Origin of the sequence: Mesoflavibacter sp., assembly GCF_964226795.1 — a bacterium.
GTDB lineage: Bacteria > Bacteroidota > Bacteroidia > Flavobacteriales > Flavobacteriaceae > Mesoflavibacter > Mesoflavibacter zeaxanthinifaciens.
In genome coordinates this window covers 54893-77984 of the sequence record NZ_CAXQQP010000006.1, presented here as the reverse complement: position 1 = coordinate 77984, position 23092 = coordinate 54893, and the positions used below count along the sequence as shown (strand labels likewise).

Below are 23092 nucleotides of genomic sequence, written 5' to 3'. Positions count from 1 at the left end.
CTAATTTATAATTTAAAAATTTCGCTTTCGCGGAAATAAAATTCAACATACAAACATGAAACATGTAGCAGTTATTGGCGCAGGAACAATGGGTAACGGTATTGCCCATACCTTTGCCCAATCAGGATTTAAAGTTAATTTAATAGACATTAGCGATGCTTCTTTAAAAAGAGGTATGGATACCATTGCAAAAAATTTAGATCGCATGGTCGCTAAAGAAAAAATTACAGAAGCTGATAAAGCTGAAACTTTAGCAAACATTACCACGTTTACAACAACAGAAGATGGCGTTAAAAATGTAGGCTTAGTTGTAGAAGCAGCTACCGAAAATGTAGACTTAAAACTTAAAATCTTTAAGCAATTAAGTGATGTTTGTCCAGAAGATACCATCTTAGCTACAAACACATCTTCTATTTCTATCACACAGATTGCTGCTGTAACCAACAGACCTGACAAAGTGATTGGTATGCATTTTATGAATCCTGTACCAATCATGAAATTAGTAGAAATTATTAGAGGTTACAACACGACAGATGAGGTTACAAATACGATTATGGAATTATCTAAAACCTTAGGTAAAGTTCCTGTAGAAGTTAATGATTATCCAGGTTTTGTTGCCAATCGTATTTTAATGCCAATGATTAACGAGTCTATTGAAACGTTATACAACGGTGTTGCTGGTGTTACCGAAATTGATACCGTAATGAAGTTAGGTATGGCGCATCCAATGGGACCATTACAATTAGCAGATTTTATTGGTCTTGATGTATGTTTATCCATCTTAGAAGTGATGTACAACGGATTTAAAAACCCTAAATATGCACCTTGCCCATTATTAGTAAATATGGTTCGTGCTGGTAAATTAGGTGTGAAATCTGGTGAAGGTTTTTACGATTATTCAGAAAGTAGAAAAGCCGAAAACGTTTCAAAACAATTTAGTTAATTAAATAATAATCAGACAATAAGGTAAAATCAACTAAAGTTGATATTTACCTTATTTTGTTTTTGTTTATGAGTAAAATTTTACCATTTAAAGCTGTAAGACCAACAAGAGACAAAGTAAGTCTAGTTGCTTCAAGATCGTACCAAAGCTATACGCAAGCCGAACGTGAAGCAAGATTAGATTATAATCCGTTTTCTTTTTTACATATTGTTAATCCAGGTTATAAATATGATAAAGAAATTTCTGGAGAAGCTAGATACAATCTTGTAAAAAATAGGTATTTAGAGTTTAAAGAAGATGGTATTTTTATTCAAGATCAATCGCCTTGTTATTACATTTACAAAATTGTAGATAGAGATAATCAAGAGTTTAATGGTATTGTTGCTGCTGCAAGTGTTGAAGATTATAACAAAAACGTTATAAAAAAACACGAAGATACCATTGCGTCTAGAGAAGTTATTTTTAAAGACTACTTAAAAACAGTTGGGTTTAATGCAGAGCCTGTACTACTTACCTATCCTAAAAATAATACCATTAGTGCGATTATTAAGGAAAAACAAAAGGAACGTGCAGAGTTTGAGTTTACTACAACTTACCGCGATACGCATTACCTTTGGTTAATTGATAATCCAGAAGACATCAACGCTATTAGCGATGCGTTTAGCAACATAAAAACATTATATATTGCAGATGGACATCATAGATCTTCGTCTTCAAAATTACTTTGTGAAGATTTAAAATCTAACAATCTACAACATACAGGAAACGAAACTTATAATTATTTTATGAGTTATTTAATCTGTGAAGAAGAATTAAAAATTAATCAATTTAACCGCTTGGTAAAAGATCTAAACGGATTAACAAAAGAAGAGTTTTTGATTCAACTAGATACGATGTTTAGAATAGAAAACAGAGGTATTATGCCTTATCAACCTTCTAAACAACATCATTTTAGTATGTATTTAGATGGTGAGTTTTATTCGTTGTATTTAAGAAAATCTAATTATATTTTTAATACTGCATTAGATCAATTAGATGCGCAAATACTATACAAAACCATCTTACAACCTATTTTAGGCATTACAGATTTAAGAAACGATAATCGCATTATATATTTAAGCGGTAAAAAAGACATTGTAAATTTAAAAAGTATGGTAGATAGTAAAGCTTTTGAAGTCGGCTTTGGTATGATTCCTGCAACCATTGAGCAAATGAAACTTATCGCAGACCAAAATCTAACCATGCCACCAAAAAGCACATATATAGAACCTAAATTAAGAAGTGGCGTTACTATTTATGAGTTTTAAATTCAATTTAATCTATGAGCATAAAACATAACTTAGATACTATAAAACAAACATTACCAGATCACGTTACGCTTGTAGCTGTATCTAAAACAAAACCTGTAAGTGATCTAATGGAAGCTTACAACGCTGGACAACGCATTTTTGGAGAAAACAAAATCCAAGAAATGGCAGATAAGTATCAAGAAATGCCAAAAGATATCAAGTGGCATATGATTGGTCATGTACAGCGTAATAAGGTAAAATATATGGCAGAGTTTGTAGATTTAATTCATGGTGTAGACAGTCTAAAACTACTAAAAGAAATAAACAAACAAGCCTTAAAACACGATAGAATAATTAATTGTTTACTTCAAATTAAAATTGCTGAAGAAGATAGTAAGTTTGGGATGCGCATTAAAGATGCTGAAGAATTATTGCTTTCTGAAACCGTTTCAGAATTAAAAAACATAAACATCGTTGGTCTTATGGGAATGGCAACATTTACAGATAATAAAGACCAAATAAAAGAAGAGTTTTTACGCTTAAAATCTACTTTTGAAGATTTAAAAACAATACAAACTTCAAATTGCAACTTGCAAACTATTAGCATGGGCATGAGTGGCGATTATAAATTAGCTATAGAATGCGGTAGTACAATGGTTAGAGTTGGAAGTAGTATTTTTGGCGAAAGAAATTATAATAATTAAAAGATATATTTCTATTTATACGATAGTCGACATAGAAACTACAGGCGGTAAATACAATGAAGAAGGTATTACCGAAATTGCTATTTATAAATTTGATGGGCATAAAGTTGTAGATCAATTTATAAGTTTAGTCAATCCCGAAAGAGAGATTCAACCTTTCGTGGTTAATCTTACTGGGATTAATAGTAATATGCTTAAAAATGCACCTAAGTTTTATGAAGTTGCTAAACGTATCGTAGAAATTACCGAAAACACCATATTAGTAGCTCACAATGCAAAATTTGATTATCGCATACTTCGTACAGAATTTAAACGATTAGGTTTTGATTACGAACGTGAAACCTTATGTACTGTAGAGCTTTCTAAAGATTTAATTCCAGACCAAAAAAGCTATAGTTTAGGTAAACTTGTGCGCGCTTTAGGAATACCAGTAAGCGATAGGCATCGCGCAGCAGGAGATGCAAAAGCGACGGTTAAATTATTTCAGTTGTTATTAGATAAAGACACTAATAAAAACATTATACAAGAGTCCGTTAGAAAAGAGCCTAAATTTCAAATGGAACCAAGGTTAATAGATATAGTTCAAGATTTACCTAGTGAAACTGGCGTGTATTACATTCATAAATCAGACGGAGAAATTATTTACATAGGTAAAAGTAAAAACATAAAAAATCGCGTTAATCAACATTTTACTGGCACAAATCCAAAGTCAAAAAAAATACAAAGTTTAGTCGCTGCAGTTACTTTTGAAAAAACAGGTAGTGAATTAGTTGCGCTTTTAAAAGAAAGTGAAGAAATTAAAAAAACAAAACCTGCTTTTAATAGAGCGTTAAGACGTAATATTTTTACGCATGCACTTTACAGCTTTACAGACCATAAAGGTTATATAAATCTAACCATTGATAAAGCCTATAAAGACAAAGCTAATATTACAACGTTTAGTAATAGACAAAGTGGTAAACACTTTTTAGAAAAAGCTATAGAAGACTATAATCTTTGCCAAAAACTTACAGGTATTTATAAAACCAACACAAGCTGTTTTAACTACGAATTAAAAAAATGTGAAGGTGCTTGTATACAACAAGAATCTGCAGAAGACTACAATAATCGCGTTAATCAATTATTAAAAAAACATAGTTACGACCAACAAAATATGGTGATTATAGATCGAGGTCGTGATGTTGACGAACGTAGCGCTATTTTAATTAAAAATGGCATTTTTAAAGGGTTTGGCTTTTACAGCTTAAACTATCAAATTAATAATTTAGATATTTTAGAATCTATTATCACACCAATGGAAAATAATAGAGATCAACAACATATCATACAAAGCTATTTAAGACGTAATAAGCGTTTAAAAATCATTCAATTACCATGAGGAAATTATCATTACTAACCTTTCTAACCTTTTTATTTACTAACCTCCTATTTGCTCAAATTCAATTTAATTCAGAAAACATTAATGTTACCAAATCAGATTTAAAAAAAAATACTTTTGAGCAAGATACCACAGCAAATGCTATTGTTTTATATGAGTTTGGAAACGCTTACATAGACGATGATACATTTGATTTAGTTTTTGAATACAAGAAAAAAATAAAAATCTTGAATCGAGAAGGTTTTAAACACTCAAATGTAAGTGTAAGACTATATAATTCTGATAGAAATAAAGAAAAAATAAAAAAAATTAAAGGCTCTACAACAAATCTTGTTAACGGAAAAATTAAAAGAATCAATCTAGAGTCTTCTCAAATATTTGAAGACAAAATTGATGAAAACAACACTTTGGTAAAATTTACATTACCAGATATTAAAGAAGGTTCTGTAATTACATATACATATGAGCTTAGAACTCCTTTTATCTATAAATATCAACCATGGTATTTTCAAGAAGACATCCCTAAATTGTATAGTGAATATATAACTAGTATTCCTGGTAATTATGATTATAATATAAAATTAGTGGGAGATTTAAAACTAAAAACTCATGATATGAGTTTGGACAAATATTGTATTGAAGTTAATAATGGCGGTTCTGCTCATTGCACTGTAGCTAAATATATTATGACTGATATTCCTGCTTTTAGGGAAGAAAGTTATATGCGTGCAGCTTCAAATTACCTTTCTAGAATTGAATACGAATTAAAAACTATTAACAAATTTGATGGTACAGTAGATAACATAACTAAAAGCTGGGAGACTGCTGATAGAGAATTAAAAACTGATCAAGATTTTGGAAGACAATTAAAAAAATCGAGTTTAGTTAAAAAGTTAATTCCTGAAGACGAAATTTCAAAACAAAATTCATCATTAAAAAAAGCTAAATTGATTTATGATTATGTTAAGAACAACTACACATGGAATCATAAACATCGTGTTTTTAAAGATATCTCTGTTAAAGACGTAATAGATGAAAAATCTGGCAACACAGCAGAAATTAACCTTCTTCTTTATAATTTATTAAACACCCATGATTTAAAAGCAAACCCTATATTATTAAGTACTAGAGATCATGGTGTAGTAACTAAACTTTTTCCTGTAATTTCAGAGTTTAATTACCTTATTATAAAATTAGAAATTGAAGGCAAAAATTACTTTTTAGATGCTACAGATAAAGATTTAGTTTTTGGTCAAATTCCGTTTAAATGTCTTAATGATTATGGTCGAGAAATAGATTTTGATAATGGTAGTAAATGGATTGATTTAGAGCCTCAAACAAAATCATCTATATATCAAAAGTCTGATATAACAATAAACGACGACTATACATTTAATGCAATAATAAGCATACAAAGTTTAGGCTATAAAGCTTTAGATATTAAAAGAGAATTTAATAAAAACAATCAAAAGTATAAAGACTACTATATACAAGCATTTCCAGATTTTACATTTGAAAATATTGATGTAGTAATTGATGAAGCTACTTTAGAAGTCAATGAAACTTTAACTTTTTCTGGACCTGTAAATGTAATTGGTAATAAAGTTTATTTTGACCCATTTATTTTTAAAAATTTCACCGAAAACCCATTAAAATTGCAAGAAAGATCTTATCCTGTAGATTTTGGCTATGAAGATATGTATACAAATAGAATTAAAATCTTTTTTAGCGATGATTTTGTAATCAACGATATTTCTAAGGAAAACACAAAACAGTTACCTCAAAGTTCTGCTCTTTCAATTTTTAAATCAAAAGAAAATAATGGATTAGCTGAGTTTTATTTTAAAGCTAACTTTTATGAAAAAAGTTATCATCACTTATTTTATAAAGACTTAAAGTCATTTTTTGATAATTTAGTAGATTTACAATCTAACTCAATATTAGTTTTAGAAAAAAAGAGTTAATTAAATGATAAATATTAACAAACAAAATAACTGGAAAGAGAAACTTCATGAAATTATTTATGAAGCAGATACACCTGCCGGAAAATTGTTTGACATTATTTTACTACTTCTAATAATTACAAGTATAATTTTGGTTATGCTTGAAAGTGTAGAAGAGTTTGCTGCAAAATATATCGATTTTTTAAATGCTGCAGAATGGGTTATAACCATACTTTTTACTATAGAATATATTGCACGTATAACAGTAGTAAGTCAGCCTAAAAAATATATTTTTAGTTTTTACGGAGTCGTAGATTTATTATCTACAATTCCTAAATATTTATCCTTTTTTATACTCGGGTCACACTCGTTAATAGCATTTAGAGCATTACGATTAATGCGTGTATTTAGAATTTTAAAACTAGCACGATATGTAGGTGAGTCTAATAACCTAATTAAAGCGCTTAGAGCAAGTCGTGCAAAAATAGCTGTATTTGTATTTTTTGTGCTTATAGTTTGTGTTATTCTAGGCGCTGTAATGTACATAGTAGAAAGTGGTCAAGATAGCGGCTTTACAAGCATACCAAGAAGCGTATACTGGGCAATAGTTACACTTACAACTGTAGGTTATGGCGATATTGCTCCTGCTACTGCATTAGGACAATTAATTTCTTCAATAATAATGATTATTGGTTATGGTGTTATTGCTATTCCTACAGGAATTGTATCTGTAGAATATTCTAAAAATTATAAAGAGGACACGCAAACCGTAAAAAAACCAACAGTAAAACAAATAAGAACAAACACACAAACTTGTAGTAATTGTCTTGAAACAGACCATGATAACGATGCTAATTTTTGTAAAACCTGCGGTAATAACCTTCATTAATTTTGAACAATAAAAAATTTTTAATTTCTGTTGTTGGTCCTACAGCAATTGGCAAAACAGCGCTTAGCATAAAATTGGCAAATTATTTTAAGACTGAAATAGTTTCGGCAGATTCTAGACAGTTTTTTAAAGAAATGAGTATTGGTACTGCTGCTCCAACAGAAGAAGAATTAGCTGCTGCTCCACATCATTTTATTCATCATAAATCCATTACAGAAGATTACAATGTTGGTACTTTTGAAAAAGAAGCACTAAAAAAAATTGAAGAGCTACATCAAAAACATGATATAGTAATTATGGTTGGCGGCTCAGGTTTATATGTAGATGCTGTGACAAAAGGATTAGATTATTTTCCTGATGTAGATCCAAAAATTAGAAAACAACTTAATTATACACTTGAAAAGGAAGGTTTGGAAGCGCTTCAGCTTCAGCTTAAAAATTTAGATATAGTTGCTTATAATACAATTGCTATTGATAATCCACATCGTGTTATTCGTGCTTTAGAAATTTGTATAGGAACAAACAAACCATATTCTTCGTTTTTAAATAAAGAAAAAAATAAAAGACCATTTAAAACAATTACAATTGGTCTAACAGCAGATAGAGAGGTTATTTACAATCGTATTAACAAACGTGTTGATATTATGGTTGAAAATGGTTTAATTGATGAAGTTAAATCTTTAATTGAACATAAACATTTAAACGCATTAAATACGGTTGGTTACAAAGAAATCTTTAACGCTTTAGACAATACTTGGTCATTAGACTTTGCTATTTCTGAAATTAAAAAAAATAGCCGAAGATTTGCTAAACGACAATTAACCTGGTTTAAAAGAAACAACGACACACTTTGGTTTGACTATTTAGCTCCTTTAGAAAAAATTATAAAGTCCATAAAAAATACTATGTAGTAAAAAAAAAGTCAGCTAATCATTAGCTGACCTTTTTTATTGTAAATTAAACTAAAACTAGTCTTTATTAACTACTAATCTAAATCCTTCTCCGTGAATATTTAAAATTTCAACATTAGGATCTACTTTTAAATACTTTCTAAGTTTAGCTATGTAAACATCCATACTTCTAGATGTAAAATAGTTATCATCTCTCCAAATTTTTGTTAAAGCAAGTTCACGAGGCATTAAATCATTCTCATGTAATGCTAATAAACGTAGTAATTCGTTTTCTTTTGGCGATAGCTTAATTGGCTCGTCTTCTTTAAACGTAAGAAATCTTAATTTAGAGTTTAAATGAAAATCTCCAATAGTAAATTCAAATTGTTTACTATCTGCTAAAGAGTCTGTTGCTTTACGTTGCATGATAGCTTTAATTTTCATTAAAAGTACTTCGCTATCAAAAGGTTTATTTAAGTAATCGTCTGCTCCTACTTTATATCCTTTAAGCACGTCTTCTTTCATAGCCTTTGCTGTAAGGAAAACAATAGGAATATCTTCGTTTTTTTCTCTAATTTCTTTAGCTAAAGTAAAACCATCCTTATAAGGCATCATGACGTCTAAGATACATAAATCAAAATCACCTCTTTTAAATTTTTCGAAGCCTTCCATACCGTTTTTGGCATGTGTTACTTCGTAATCATTCATAGTTAAATAATCTTTAAGGACAGTTCCAAAATTTGGATCGTCTTCTACTAATAGTATTCTTTTTTGTACTTCTTCCATAGTTTTTATGATATTAACGGAAGTTTGATTGTAAACGTACTTCCTTTGTCTTTTTCACTTTCTACCGATATGTGACCTTGATGGTCTTCTATTATTCTTTTTACATAGGCTAATCCTAACCCATGACCTTTTACATTATGTATATCTCCTGTATGTTCTCTATAAAATTTTTCGAACACACGTTTTTGTGCTGATTTGCTCATACCACTTCCGTGGTCTTTTACGTGCACTAAAATATTATTACCTACAACTTCTGTTGTTACTATTATTTTTGGTGCTTCTGGAGAATACTTAATGGCATTATCCAGAATATTTACTAATACATTTGTAAAGTGAGAGTCGTTTGCTAAAACAGAGGTTTTGTCTGCATTTAGATTAACGGTTATCTCTCCGCCTCTATCTTCAATTATTAGCTCTACGTGCATTATTGCTTCTTCGACTAATTCATGCAGATCTACTCGTTCTTTACTTATGTTTAGTTCATTTTTTTCAAGTTTAGATATTCTTAAAACGTTTTCTACTTGTGCGTGCATACGTTTGTTTTCTTCACGTATCATTCCTAAATAACGTAACACTTTATCTTTATCTTCTAATATCTTAGGGTTTTTTATAGAATCTAATGCCAAATTAATTGTTGCTATTGGCGTTTTAAATTCGTGCGTCATGTTATTAATAAAGTCTGTTTTTATTTGTGAGATTTGACGTTGTTTAATTAATTGATAAAGTGCACTTGAGTATGCTAAGATAATTACCGATGTAAATACTATTGATAATATTAGCATAGTCATAATTGAAGAAAGAATAAACTCTTTACGATCAGGGAAATTAACTAGTAGTCTATAGTTGTTTTTATCATTTTTGTTTAAAAAAATTGGTACACTAAAGGTAGCGCCTTCATTTTTTTCAAAATCTTCTGTTTTTACTTTTGTTGCTAATTCGTTACTGTAAATGGCAAATTCGTAATCTATATCTATATCGTCTTCTAATAGTTTTAAACTAAGAAGTCTATTAATTTCGTCTACTGTAACGCGCTTGTGTATTGGTCTTCTGTAAGCAAACTCTTCGTAAGAGTTTTTAGAGAAGACTTCTGCATATTCTTTTGTACTAATTTCTGATAAAAGTGCTGTTAGGCTTGTACCACCTTCAACTAAATTATTATCTACTACTTTAGTTTCTTTTTCGCTTAGTATTCTTTTTACGTTTATACTATCTAAACCTATGTCAAAGAGCGCAGACGATAGTTTAAAATTTTCTTCTAAAATACCGTTTCTGTAAATTAGGGTTTCGTTATTATCTCTATTTTTTTGCTCTACATAAAAGTTTAAAATTGCAGTTGTATCTGCTTTTGTTCCGCTTTCTTGTATAGATTTTGTAACCCAAAAAAGATGTTTATTATACTCTTGATCTTCTATTGTTTTAGAAACATAACTTAATGCTTTTTTTACATTAAAATTAAATTGCTCTTCTGTGTTTCTAAGAGAATTGTTGATATAGTAAGCCTGCACTAATATTATCCCTATCAAGGACAGGCTCATTAAGACAACTAAAGCAAGAAAAACTCTTTTGTTCATCACCCAAAATTAAGATTTTAACATTTACCCTTCCTTGCTTTTAACCTTACATTAACAAAAATGTTAAAATTTAGTCTTTTTGTAGTTTTTGTAACAGATTTTGATGTATTTGTAGTACTTGGGCTTTAGCTTCTTCTAGATTTATATTTTGAATTACATAATCTGAAAGCTTAATTTTTTCTTCATCTTTCCATTGGTTATTCATCACAGATTTTACTTTTTCTTTTGATGCACTATCTCTAGACATGACTCTTTTTAGTCTAACTTCTTCTGGTGCTGTAACCGTTATTATGTAGTCATATTTTTTATAGCTACCGTTTTCAAAAAGGATTGCTGCTTCACTAATTACATAAGGCGCTTCTTGTTTTTTTACCCATCTTTTAAAGTGACTAGCTACTTTTGGATGGACAATAGCATTCATTTTTTGTAATAAATCTTTATTGTTAAAGATTTGTTTTGATAAAAAATCACGATTTAATTTTCCGTTTTGATAAGCATTATCACCAAACAGAGCTATTAATTTTCTTTTAATTACTTTAGACCGATTCATAAGCGCTTTTGCTTCTGTATCTGCAATATAAATTGGCACACCTAACTCTTTAAAAAAGTTAGCTATTGTGGTTTTACCACTTCCTATTCCGCCAGTTAATCCTACTAAAGTTTTCATTGTTGAGTTATGATAAATTCTATTTGTTGCTCTTGTTGCCTAACATTTTTTATGTTATTTGGTTTAGTAACAATTTTGGGTATTAAATATGATTTATTTTTTGAGTTTTTGTAATCACATTCTATTTTAAAATCTTCTTCAGAAATTGAATTAAAATTATCGATTGTTGTAGCATATTTAACTGTTAATTGTTTAGGAAAGTAATTGATTTTTATATGATCTGGCACATTAACAATTGTTATAGGTAGTGTTACAATACCTTCGGTAAACTTTGAAACTTCTATTTTAAACTGAACTTTATTAGCTTCTATTTTAACATCATTACTAATACTATCTACAACCAAATCTACTAGTGTATTGACATTTGATTTTAAATCTTTAAAATCTTTATGTTTAGTTTTTACATAATTTATATCTTTTAATAAACTAGCTGGACCAATTATTTTAATTGAATCTGGGTAAACTTTAACGTTATCTAAAGTGTTAAAACCTTGCGCATAAGTTATATTAAAATCTGTTTTTACAGGAATCTTTTTTATTTGGTTAACATCGTATCTAAATATTAAACTATCTGGATTTACGTTTACAACCTTGACATTTTTACCAAATTGCTTGCTAATATTTGAAAATCCTTTTTTTTCTGTCCAAATTAAAGTTGAATCTTTTAAAATTACATCAGATTCTAAATCGACTTCAACTGTTGGTTTATTAATTGCATACCTTAACCATTTAAAACCATAAGTGTCTAAAGTAATTTTTAATTGATTAGATGTATCGTTTAAAATAACCTGAGTTTCTTTAGCATTTGTAGGCTTTACTTTAAAAACCAAAGTACCTTGATAATTTTGTGATAATTTAGATAATATTAAAATGGTCAAAGAAATAATAAAAAAAAGCACAAAAACATTAAGTTTTTTACTTTTAAATAATTGTGATATTTTATTTTTAATTGGACTCATTTATGGTTTAAAAAATAAACTAGGAAATAAATTTTCTGGCTTTTTACTACTTAAAGATAAAATTATAGTTGACTTTAAAAAACCATATCCATAACCAAAAAACTGAATTATAATTGCTAATACACTTTTAATAGCAACCATTAAATTTTTTGTTTTTAAAATAGCTAAAATAAAAGCAACACTAAAATATAAAACATAAGCTAATATTGGTAAATAAACGTTTAATATAGCTAACACTATTGAAAATAATAAACCTAGAATAAACACACTAGGAAACCAATAGGTAATTTTTTTTGTTGAAGGATGCCATAAATTTAAAATTGGTCTTACCGACCCAAACTTATATACTTGTTTATAAAATTTAGACCAAGATATACGACGTTTATGATAGACAAATGCTCCTGGTATAAGTTTGGTTTTATAACCCAAGTTCCATAATCTAATGGATAAATCAGGATCTTCACCAGGATGGATATTTCCAAAACCGTTAGTATCCAAAAACCCTTTTTTAGATAATCCCATATTAAAACTTCTTGGCTGAAATTTGTCTATAGATTTTTTATTTCCTCTAATTCCTCCTGTAGTAATTACAGAAGTCATACTAAAATCTATTGCTTTTTGAAGTGATGTAAAACTTTTATGTGCAGCGTCAGGACCACCAAAACAATCTACATATTCTTTTACTAAACTTTTTTTTACTTCAATTAAGTAATTTGATGGTAAAAGGCAATCGCTATCTAATATAATAAAGTAATTACCTTTTGCTTTTTTCATCCCGTAATTTCTTGAATCTCCAGGACCAGAATTTGGTTTAAAAAAATATGAAATATCTAAAACTGACTGATACTTTCTAATTACCTCTTTAGAGGTTAAAGTAGAACCATCTTCAATAATAACAACTTCAAAAGGGATATCTCCTTTTAATTTAGAAAAACTTTGTAGTAGTTCTTCTATTTCATTTGGACGATTATAAACTGGAATTATAAATGAAAAATCTAACTTCATAAAACAAAAGTAAGTTAAACCCATAAAAAAAGCCACCTAAATAGGTGGCTCTTTTATTATATATATTAAAAGTTAGTTTTTAATAACTTTTACTGTCTTAGTTGCATTACCGATAGTTACTTTAACAAAGTAAGCACCAGCTTGTAAGCTAGACATATCTACAACTTCTGTCATAGCATTTGGTACATTTCTAAATACCTCTTGACCAACCATATTGTAAACAGACACATTATTAATCTCTTTTTGAGCAGATAATGTTAAGTTATTGTTTACTGGGTTTGGATAGTATGTAAATGTTGCTTCTTTATCAAAATCTTGAGTTGATAATGATACTGCATCTACTGATAAACAGAACGTACCTTCTGCTCCACTATAACCTGAAACCTGTACATAATAAGTACCAGCTGTAAGTGTTAAATCAGATATTAAAGAATTCCATGAGAACCCATTAGATAAGGTTTCAACACCATCATCTTGACTACAACCTTCTTCTACTAAAGCTCCAGACATACCTGAATAAACAGCAATTTGCGTATCTACTAAAGTACCTCCTAAATAATCTGTAGAGACAGTTACATCTGAATCTGAAGATAAAGTAAATGTGTACCACACATCAGAGCCAGCTCCACCTATAAAACATGTACCTGCTCCTTCTCCAGAATTCGTTGCTCCTACATTAGTTCCATTATTTGTAGAACCATCACAAATCATTTCTCCTATAGTTATAGGTGTTGCATTTGAAATATCATCATTAACTGGAGGACATGTGTATGTAACATCTGTTAAAGTAGCATCACAAGCTGAATCACTTTCATTATTTAAAACAATAGATACTGTTGATCCACTAGAGAAAGGTCCAATATTAGTAACTCCAGTTGTTGAAGTCGTTGTTGTTAAAGCGCCAGAACCATCATCATAAGTTATAGTTAATGTAGATGAGCTTCCTAAATCTGTAATATCTATATCTATAGAAAATTCATCACTAGCACAATTTTCTACTAAAGAAGTAGTTGCTACAGCAGCTGAACATGGTAATGAATATAAACAAAACTCAACTGTTGCTTGTTCTGTATCTGTCCAAACCATAGCCCAATAGTCATTACCCGGAGTAAGACCACTTATTGATCCTGAAGTATTATTTAAACATGTTCCTGATACTTCTGTTAATGTACCACAATCTGTTCCTTCATATATAGTTACACCTGGACTTCCTGTCCCTGAAGTAAATTCCATAGCACCACTTGTTGGAGCAGTAAAAGTATACCAAATACCGTAATTTCCTGATGCGTCACAAGATGTTAATTCATTTATACCTTCAGTAGCACTTGTAGTGGTTGCTGTTGTATTTGCTGGACAAGTAGACGCAACTGGAATTGTTAATGCAATTGCTCCTGCACAATCATCATTAGCTGGTGGTGGTGGATTTAAATAAATACATAAATCAAATTCGACATAATTTGAAGAAGAACTACTTCTTACATTTACATAATAAGTTTCTCCTGCAACTGTAGAAACTACCAAATCACCAGTGTTAAAACAACTAGTTGAAGATCCTACTTGGGTTAATGACCCACATTCTCCTTCGTAAGCTGAAACGTATGTTGAAGTAAATCCAGAATCAAAAGTTTCATCTACAGTTATAGTATATGATCCATCTTCTGCAGCTGTAAAACTATACCATACGTCTCTACCTGTTGTACTACATCCATTTGCACTATTGGTAGTAGCACTTTCTGTTGTACCTGATACTGTGTTTGAACAGTTAGCATCTTCTGAAGTGGTTACTTCTATAGCTCCTGCACAATCATCATTTGCTGGTGGAGCTGCTGGAGTACCAACACAAATATCAAAATTGTTGTATTGTATTCCAGATTGCCATCCATATACTCTTACATAATAAGTATTACCTATTGTAAGTCCTGATAATTGTAACGTATTAGGATCGCTTTCTCCTACTTCGTTAGCAGCTGTCATATTACAACCAGCAGCATCATCAAAAACACTCATACCCATATCTGTACTAGTAGATGTTCCTCCTCCTTGATTTACAACATTTGATATAACAATATTATTATTCGTAGCAGTTGCTACAAAAGTAAACCAAACATCAGTATTTGGTGTTCCTGTAGCATCATCAGGTTGAGGCGAAGCTGTTGAGTATTGTGTAGTTGCAGAAGTTATTTCTGTACAAGATAAATCTTCATTAACTGTTAATGCTATAGCATTTGCACACTCATCATTAGCAACAGGCTCAAAAGTTGTAAAAGACTCTTCTGTGCACCCACTTGTAACTCCATTTGAGTTACTTGGTGTAATTGTAACATAATATGTAGTATTACCTGATAAAGCACCTACATTATAAGTAGTCACATTACCTACTTGACCTGAAAACACTTCTGAACCACCAGAAGTTGTACCTACTTCTAATAAATAATCAGTTGCTGCACCTGCTGCTGCATCCCATGAAATATCACCACTTGTGGAAGCATCTGTTGCTCCATTTAAAGGAGAACTTAATGTTGTACAACTTGGTGGGTTTACTAAAGGTGTTACCGAAAATTCAGTAACATCAAAATCTAAATCATTAGGTGTTCCCCATTGTCCAACCGCTATATAAACTGTTTGTCCAGCAGCAATATTTGCTGTAACTGTTTTTGTTGAATTTGAACTAGTTGCACCTGCTGTATCTAAACACCCATCAAGAGCTGTACCTGTACATGTAGAAAATATCCCAAGACCATTCCAAGAATTTCTTGAAAAAGTAGTCATTGAGATTTCTTCATCTGTAGCTCCTGCAGTATAAGTAAATAAATACACATCATCATCCCAATAAGAATTACTAGTTCCTCCACAAGTAGTAGTAGGATTAGTATTCCAATCTTCGGGTCCTGCTGTTCCAGGAGTAGTAATACCGTTAGCTGTATAACCATCGGTTATAACAACTCCAGAACTACATCCATATTGAGCAAAAGTCTGCGAGCTGAAGACAAATGCAAAAAAAGATAATAAAAAAGTAATTTTTTTCATATTAATTATAAGTTTAGTTAAATTTTAATTTACTTTCTAAAAGTATTAATTAATTGTTAATGATTTTAACACTAGGTAAACAAATCGTTAAAAAACATATAAAAAGGACGAAATGATAATTGTTTAAATTTTCAGCATATTCATTCAAAAAAAACGTCTTACCGAAGTAAGACGTTTAAAGTATTTATATTTTTTTAAGGTTTTTATTGCTCTTTATCTACAAAAGCTTCCATTACCGCATCACTTACTCCCATATTACTAAATCCTCCATCGTTATATAAGTTTTGTAAGGTTACTCTTTTTGTTAAGTCACTAAACAACGTAATTGTATAGTTAGCACAATCTATAGCTGTTGCATTACCTAAAGGCGACATTTTTTCTGCATAAGAAATAAATCCATCAAATCCTTTTACACCTTGACCTGCTGTAGTTGGTGTTGGGGATTGAGATATTGTATTTACTCTTACTTTTTTATCTCTTCCAAAGAAATAACCAAAGCTACGTGCTATACTCTCTAAATAGGCTTTATTATCTGCCATATCATTATAATCTGGAAATACGCGTTGTGCAGCCATGTAAGTTAAAGCTACAATACTTCCCCATTCGTTCATTGCATCCTTCTTATATAATGTTTGCATCGTTTTATGAAAAGACATTGCAGATACATCTGTTCCTTTTTGTGTCCAATCATAATTTTGATCTGTGTAAGCACGACCTTTACGTACGTTAACAGACATTCCTATAGAGTGAAGTACAAAATCTATCTTTCCTCCTAAAAGTTCCATAGATTTTTCTACTAAGTTTTCTAAGTCTTCTAAAGATGTTGCGTCTGCAGGTATAATATGAGAACCTGTTTTACTTGCTAACTCATCTATTTGTCCCATACGCATTGCTATTGGTGCGTTAGTTAGAACAAACTCTCCGCCTTCTTCATGTACTCTTTCTGCTGTTTTCCAAGCTATTGAATTTGGATCCAATGCTCCAAATATGATTCCTTTTTTTCCTTTTAATAAATTGAATGACATATTTTTAGTTGTTTCTTTTAATTTTATTAACCTTGTGTCTTTAAGAATTCAAATTTATAAAATAACTATTACTTAAGTTACTTTAATTTAATAATTGTTTGGCATGAGCTATTGCAGATTCTGATAAAGCAGCTCCGCCAAGCATTTGTGCTAACTCTACTACTCTTTCATCATACTCTAATTTAACTAGATTAGATGTAGTTACATTATCTATATCTTGCTTGTAAACTTTAAAATGAGTGTTACCTTTTGCAGCGATTTGCGGTAAATGGGTTATACTAAATACCTGCATTTTTTGACTCATTTGTGACATAATCTCTGCCATTTTATTTGAAATTTCTCCAGATACACCTGTATCAATTTCATCAAAAATTATACTTGGTAGTTTTATATATTTTGAAAGTATTGATTTAATCGCCAACATGATTCGTGACAATTCACCACCGGAAGCTGCTTTTTTAAGCGTATTAAATTGTCCGCCTTTATTTGCTGAAAATAAGAAATCTAATTCGTCTTTACCATTAAATAAAAAGATTTCGCTTTTGTTTAAAGTAATTTTAAACTGGGCATTTGGCATACCTAATTGTGATAAAATATCTTCTAATTGAGTAATTAATTTTGGTATAGCTTCATTACGTTTTTTAGTGATTATTGCAGCTTCACTATCTAATTGCTTGACCACTGCTTTTATCTCTTTTTCTTTATTTGAAATGTCTTTATCAACATTTTCTGTAGCTTCTACCTTTTGTGCTAATTGTTCTCTAATTTCTATTAACTCTGGTATGGTCTGCACAATATGCTTTTGCATTAGATTGTTAATAGCAGATAGTTTACCTTCGACTTCTTCAAGTCGTTTTGGGTTAACGTCTAATTCCGTTTGAAAGCCTTCAACTTCTGTTGCTACATCATCTAATTCTATTAAAGCACTATTAACACGTTCTGATAAATCTTTGTAATTAGCAGAGATTAATGCCAATTTTTGCATCGTGTTTTTTACTTCTCTTAAATTAGTCAATACGCCTATTTGCTCTTCACTTAATAATTGGTTTACCGATTCTAATTTTTCTTGAATAGACTCTACGTTACTTAACACTTCAAATTCTTCTTCAAGTTCTGCTAACTCATCTGGTTTTAGGTTTGCCGAAACCAATTCGTTTAATAAAAATGAATTATAGTCATGTTCTTTTATAGCTTCTGCTTGAAATTGTTGTAGTTGTTTCAACTCCTTTTGAAGTGATTTATAAGTTTTTAAATACTCCTTATAAGTCACTAAGTTTTCTGACGTTTCTGCTAAAGCATCAATTACTTGAAACTGAAAATTATCATCTGTTAATTGTAATGTTTCGTGTTGAGAATGTATATCTATCAATTTCTCTCCTAACAATTGAAGACTATTTAATTTTACTGGAGAGTCGTTAACAAAAGCTCTAGATTTTCCTGATGGTAAAATTTCTCTTCGTATAATAGTTTGCGCTTCGTAATCTAAATCTTCAGCTATAAAAAGAGATTTCAAATTATAGTTTGAAATATCAAAAGTTGCTTCTATAATGCATTTTTTTTCGGGATCTCTTAAACTAGATAGATCGGCACGTTTTCCCAAAATTAGAGATAAACCGCCTAAAAGAATAGATTTACCTGCACCAGTTTCACCAGTAATAATAGTAAATCCATCATTAAAATTGACCTGTAATTGATCTATTAATGCGTAGTTTTTTATGGATAATCCAGTTAGCATATTTTAATTTGAAAATAATAAAGTTGAAAACTAAATCTAAGCCGTAAGCTTTAAAACTTAATGTTTCGCCATTTAGACGAATGTATTGGCGCTACTTTATTTAGTGTATCTACCAAATCTACAATATCTACACTTGGACCACTTGAAAATATTTGCTCAATTTCTTCTGCTTTTGCATCAAAAAATATTCTTGATAAATAAGAGTTTGGTCGTCTTCTATTCATCTCTTTAAAATTTAAAAGTGCTAAAACTATTTCGTTTTTTGCATCCTTTAAATTAGTACTCATTTGGTCTAATCCTCTTCTATGGTAATTGTACATTACGTCTCTAAACTCTTTATAAGTTGGAGACATCAAATTATCTATTAACGCAAACCTACTTTGTAATCCATCTTCTAACTTCCAACCAGAATAACCTGTTTGTTGTGAAAAGTTACTAATATTTTGTGCTTGTTTAAAATAGATGTCGCCTCCATTTTTCTGAAAAGAATCTGCATCCATCCCCAAAATCATGTATACATGAAATGATAGCACAGAAATTAAATTAGACACGTATTGATTTGGGTTGTAGATCAGATTTTGAAACTCGACATACTCAAAAGAAAAATCTTTGTCGTTTATGTTATATGTAGGTGTTGTATACGTAGATCCAAATACTGGTCTAGACGATTGTATTTGTAATGTTGCACTGTAATTATTACCAGAATATTCGTTAATATTTATAACCAAATTACAGTTAATTCTCTCTTGTGGTAAAAATGTTTTATTAGTCCACTTTGTGTTAGAGATAAACTCTTTTAACTGATTTTCTAGAGTTTTAAATTGCTGTAAATTTTCATTACCTGTTAGTTGTGCATTTACAACAACATTGGCATTAAACTCTTGTGCAAACAATGAAACATTGCAAGTAATTAAGAATAAAAGAATAAAAATATTACGCATCTAAAGCTGATATTATAGTGTTTAAAATGTCTTTAGCAACTTCGGTTTTAGATTTTAATTCAAAAGTATTAATTGTTTCGTTTTTATCAATTAATGTTACTTTATTAGTATCTGATTTAAAACCTGCACCTTTGTCTTGTAACGAATTTAAAACAATTAAATCTAAATTCTTTCTTTTAAGCTTGCTTTTTGCATTCTCCAGTTCATTGTTGGTTTCTAAAGCAAAACCAACTAAAAATTGTTGTTCTTTAATTTGCCCTAAAGACGCCAAGACATCTTTTGTTTTTTCTAATTCTAAGGATAACGTAGATTCTGCCTTTTTTATTTTTTGAGTTGCTACATGTTTTGGTTTATAGTCTGCAACTGCTGCTGCTGCAATAGCAATATCAACAGATTTAAAATACTTATGAGCAGTGTCGTACATGTCTTGAGCACTCACAACAGGTATAACAGTTATTAAATTGTTAGCTACTGTTTGATGTGTTGGACCAGAAATTAAAATTACTTCTGCTCCTAAATTTGCTGCTGCTTTAGCAATCTCGAAACCCATTTTTCCTGAGGAATGATTACCAATAAATCGGACAGGATCTATAGCTTCGTAGGTTGGACCTGCTGTAATCATTACTTTTTTTCCGTTTAACGGAAGCCCATTTAAAATATCTTTTTCAATAAATGAAACAATATCTTCTGGTTCTGCCATTCTACCTTGTCCTACCAATCCGCTAGCTAATTCGCCTGAAGTTGCAGGAATCATAACATTTCCGAAAGATTGTAATTTTTCAAAAGAATTTAAAGTAGATGGATGTTTGTACATATCCAAATCCATTGCTGGAGCAAAATAGACTTTACATTTAGCCGATAAATAGGTTGCTAATAACAAATTATCGCAAGTACCATTTGCCATTTTTGACAATGTATTTGCTGTTGCAGGTGCGATTACAAAGTAATCTGCCCAAAGACCAAGCTCTACGTGGTTATTCCATGTGGCGTTTTCATCTTCTTCGTCTGTAAATGTAGAGTAAACTGGATTTTTAGAAAGTGTGGATAATGTTAATGGTGTTACAAAATCCTTAGAAGCAGGTGTCATGACTACTTGTACATTGGCACCTGCTTTTATAAATTGTCTAACTAATGTAGCTGTTTTATATGCAGCAATACCAGCGCTAACGCCTAATAGTATGTTTTTGCCGCTTAAAATTGACATTAGTTTATTATTTGTTGTCTTCTTCTGTATTACGGTAGTAGATTTTTTCGTCTAACCACTCTTTTACCGCTAAAGCATGTGGTTTTGGTAATTTTTCGTAGAATTTAGAAACTTCAATTTGCTCTTTGTTTTCAAAGATTTCTTCTAAGCTATCATTGTAAGTAGCAAACTCTTCTAACTTCTCTATTAATTCTTTTTTGATTTCAGAATTAATTTGCTCAGCTCTTCTTGATATAATAGAAATTGCTTCGTAGATGTTATTTGTTTGTGCATCTACTTCATTTCTGTTATACGTTACTGTAGATGCTGGAGCATCGATTTTTTTTAAATCCATAATATTAGCTATTTGTACTATATTGTTCTAATTGTTTAATAATGTCTTCGTTCATTTTATCTGCATCTTCAATAAACTCGGACTGTGCGTATAATTTTTTGAAAGCATTATAATAAGTTAATGCTTTTTCTAAACGTTCTTGTTTTTTATCTTCAATACTTTTTATCGCTAATTGATAAGCAGAATCAAACCTGTAAAACAAAGCTTTTTCGCGTAAGCTTGACCCAGGAAAATCTACTATAAAGTTATCAAAAGATTTTATTGAAGCTTTGTAATCTGTTATATGATTATATTGCTTTGCTGTACTATACGCTTTTAACTCTAATTTGTATTGTAAATCTTTTACGGTTTGGTTAATCTCTGGCATATAGCTAGAGTTTGGGTATAAATTAGCAAATAATTGTAATTTTTCTAAAGCGTTTTTTGTTTCGTGCTGGTCTTTAGAATATACTGGTGAAAGTGCTGCATAACTAATTGCACTCTTATAATAGGCTTCTTCTAACTTTTCGCTTCTTGGATATGCGGTTACAAATCTTTCAAATTGATAACCTGCTAAATAATGCTCTCCTGTTTCATAAAAAGTATTTGCATATAGGTACATTAACTTTTCTGCTTGAGGTTTACCTCTGTAAGAAGGCACAATTTGAGTAAATAAACGATTGGCTTTGTTGTATTTACCTTCGTTATACAATTGTTCTCCTAACTGAAACTTTGCAGCTGTATCTTCAGATTTTAATACCTTTTGAAATTCACCACAAGAACTTAATAAAACAGATGCGACTAAAATGTAAAATAAATGCTTCATAAAATTTTAACGAAGCGCAAAAATACGCTATTTAAATGGATTTTAAAAATATAATTTAAACGCTAAATTAATCGTTAGATTATAGTTTAAAATAGGTTTAAGCATTATTTAACTTTTATAAAATGCTGAAACAAAACTTTCTATCTTGTTTTTTAATTCTGATGATGCTTCAACTAATGGCAACCTTACTTTATCAGAGCATAAATCTAAAGTTTTTAAAACTGCTTTAATACCAGCTGGGTTGTTTTCAGAGAAAATTAAACCAACAATTTCCATTAATTTATAATGAATATTGTAAGCTTCTTTTGCTTTACCTTCTAATCCTAATTGTATCATTTTTGAAAATTCCTTTGGAAACGCCTGACCAATAACAGAAATAACTCCTGCTCCACCTGCTAAAACAACACCTAAAGCTAAATCGTCATCGCCTGAAATTATAGAGAAATCTTCTGGTTTATCTCTTAATAATTCATAATACTGCTGTAGGTTATTACCAGCTTCTTTTACTGCTACTATATTTTCAAAATCATTAGCTAATCTTAAAACTGTTGCTGGCTCCATATTTTTTGCGGTACGACCAGGTACATTGTATAGTATAATTGGTACGGGACAAGCTTCTGCAATTGCTTTAAAATGTTGATACATACCTTCTTGTGTTGGCTTTGAGTAATATGGAGATACTGATAAAATACCAGCAAAATCTGACAAATCTGTTGCGTTTATCTCTTCAATAACTGCTGCTGTGTTGTTACCTCCAATACCTAAAACTAGTGGTAATCTGTTAGCATTAGCTTCTTTTACAGTTTTTATAATCTCCTTTTTTTCTTGTTTGGTAATTGTAACACTTTCTCCTGTTGTACCACTAATTACTATGTAATTTGTACCGTTTTCTACGTTAAAATTTACAATCTTTTTTAATGCTTCATGATCTACCGATCCATCTTGGTTGTATGGTGTCACAATTGCAATTCCTGTTCCTAAAAAAGGGTTATTCATA

At 30.3% G+C, this 23092-nt stretch carries 20 protein-coding genes; 7 read left to right on the top strand and 13 right to left on the bottom strand.

The features are described from left to right. Window positions 1–55: 55 nt before the first annotated feature. The 7 genes from ACEQT4_RS04125 to miaA all read left to right on the top strand — a co-directional run bounded on the left by ACEQT4_RS04125 (window position 56) and on the right by miaA (window position 8057). Window positions 56–943, top strand: coding sequence for a 3-hydroxybutyryl-CoA dehydrogenase (locus ACEQT4_RS04125; protein WP_106688939.1), 888 nt, complete (start codon window positions 56–58; stop codon window positions 941–943). A 68-nt stretch (window positions 944–1011) separates the two neighbouring features. After that, complete coding sequence (locus tag ACEQT4_RS04120) at window positions 1012–2250, top strand: DUF1015 domain-containing protein (protein WP_370226149.1); 1239 nt, start codon at window positions 1012–1014, stop codon at window positions 2248–2250. Window positions 2251–2264: 14 nt separating this feature from the next. Next, on the top strand, window positions 2265–2936 hold the full coding sequence (locus tag ACEQT4_RS04115) for a YggS family pyridoxal phosphate-dependent enzyme (RefSeq protein ID WP_370226147.1): 672 nt from the start codon (window positions 2265–2267) through the stop codon (window positions 2934–2936). Between the two features lie 13 nt (window positions 2937–2949). Then, on the top strand, window positions 2950–4314 hold the full coding sequence (locus ACEQT4_RS04110) for an exonuclease domain-containing protein (RefSeq protein ID WP_027878766.1): 1365 nt from the start codon (window positions 2950–2952) through the stop codon (window positions 4312–4314). Then, window positions 4311–6278 carry a DUF3857 domain-containing protein gene (locus tag ACEQT4_RS04105; protein ID WP_370226146.1) on the top strand — a complete coding sequence of 656 codons (1968 nt, stop codon included), beginning with the start codon at window positions 4311–4313 and terminating at the stop codon, window positions 6276–6278. The genes ACEQT4_RS04110 and ACEQT4_RS04105 overlap by 4 nt, the downstream gene beginning before the upstream one ends. 4 nt (window positions 6279–6282) lie before the next feature. Then, on the top strand, window positions 6283–7146 hold the full coding sequence (locus tag ACEQT4_RS04100; protein WP_370226144.1) for an ion transporter: 864 nt from the start codon (window positions 6283–6285) through the stop codon (window positions 7144–7146). Between the two features lie 2 nt (window positions 7147–7148). Continuing rightward, window positions 7149–8057 (top strand): tRNA (adenosine(37)-N6)-dimethylallyltransferase MiaA, encoded by a 909-nt coding sequence (gene miaA, locus ACEQT4_RS04095; RefSeq protein WP_370226142.1) that lies wholly within the window; start codon window positions 7149–7151, stop codon window positions 8055–8057. A 57-nt stretch (window positions 8058–8114) separates the two neighbouring features. On the opposite strand, the gene ACEQT4_RS04090 is transcribed toward miaA, so the two are convergent. From ACEQT4_RS04090 to dapA, 13 genes are all read right to left on the bottom strand, one after another. Further along, entirely contained in the window at window positions 8115–8822 is a 708-nt protein-coding gene (locus ACEQT4_RS04090; RefSeq protein ID WP_027878762.1) for a response regulator transcription factor, read from the bottom strand. A gap of 5 nt (window positions 8823–8827) precedes the next feature. Next, window positions 8828–10393 (bottom strand): sensor histidine kinase KdpD, encoded by a 1566-nt coding sequence (locus ACEQT4_RS04085; protein WP_027878761.1) that lies wholly within the window; start codon window positions 10391–10393, stop codon window positions 8828–8830. A gap of 70 nt (window positions 10394–10463) precedes the next feature. After that, on the bottom strand, window positions 10464–11060 hold the full coding sequence (gene coaE / locus ACEQT4_RS04080) for a dephospho-CoA kinase (RefSeq protein WP_223076936.1): 597 nt from the start codon (window positions 11058–11060) through the stop codon (window positions 10464–10466). Further along, on the bottom strand, window positions 11057–12019 hold the full coding sequence (locus ACEQT4_RS04075; RefSeq protein WP_370226139.1) for a CdaR family protein: 963 nt from the start codon (window positions 12017–12019) through the stop codon (window positions 11057–11059). Before ACEQT4_RS04075 ends, coaE begins: the two co-directional genes overlap by 4 nt. Continuing rightward, window positions 12020–13024: a glycosyltransferase family 2 protein gene (locus ACEQT4_RS04070; RefSeq protein ID WP_370226137.1), complete on the bottom strand. Its 1005-nt coding sequence runs from the start codon at window positions 13022–13024 to the stop codon at window positions 12020–12022. 72 nt (window positions 13025–13096) lie between these two features. After that, window positions 13097–16051 carry a T9SS type A sorting domain-containing protein gene (locus ACEQT4_RS04065; protein ID WP_370226135.1) on the bottom strand — a complete coding sequence of 985 codons (2955 nt, stop codon included), beginning with the start codon at window positions 16049–16051 and terminating at the stop codon, window positions 13097–13099. A gap of 203 nt (window positions 16052–16254) precedes the next feature. Beyond that, window positions 16255–17076 carry an enoyl-ACP reductase gene (locus tag ACEQT4_RS04060; protein ID WP_027878756.1) on the bottom strand — a complete coding sequence of 274 codons (822 nt, stop codon included), beginning with the start codon at window positions 17074–17076 and terminating at the stop codon, window positions 16255–16257. 82 nt (window positions 17077–17158) lie between these two features. Beyond that, entirely contained in the window at window positions 17159–18811 is a 1653-nt protein-coding gene (recN, locus tag ACEQT4_RS04055; protein WP_370226133.1) for a DNA repair protein RecN, read from the bottom strand. Window positions 18812–18861: 50 nt separating this feature from the next. Next, complete coding sequence (locus ACEQT4_RS04050; RefSeq protein ID WP_106678216.1) at window positions 18862–19752, bottom strand: DUF4835 family protein; 891 nt, start codon at window positions 19750–19752, stop codon at window positions 18862–18864. After that, the gene (gene coaBC / locus ACEQT4_RS04045) at window positions 19745–20956 is read right to left on the bottom strand and encodes a bifunctional phosphopantothenoylcysteine decarboxylase/phosphopantothenate--cysteine ligase CoaBC (RefSeq protein ID WP_106678218.1); all 1212 of its coding nucleotides are present in this window, start codon (window positions 20954–20956) and stop codon (window positions 19745–19747) included. Before coaBC ends, ACEQT4_RS04050 begins: the two co-directional genes overlap by 8 nt. 7 nt (window positions 20957–20963) lie before the next feature. Beyond that, window positions 20964–21290: a DNA-directed RNA polymerase subunit omega gene (locus ACEQT4_RS04040; protein WP_027878752.1), complete on the bottom strand. Its 327-nt coding sequence runs from the start codon at window positions 21288–21290 to the stop codon at window positions 20964–20966. A gap of 4 nt (window positions 21291–21294) precedes the next feature. Then, complete coding sequence (locus tag ACEQT4_RS04035) at window positions 21295–22095, bottom strand: outer membrane protein assembly factor BamD (RefSeq protein WP_027878751.1); 801 nt, start codon at window positions 22093–22095, stop codon at window positions 21295–21297. 108 nt (window positions 22096–22203) lie between these two features. Then, window positions 22204–23091, bottom strand: a complete 888-nt coding sequence (gene dapA / locus ACEQT4_RS04030) for a 4-hydroxy-tetrahydrodipicolinate synthase (RefSeq protein ID WP_370226130.1) — start codon at window positions 23089–23091, stop codon at window positions 22204–22206. Window position 23092: the final 1 nt, after the last annotated feature.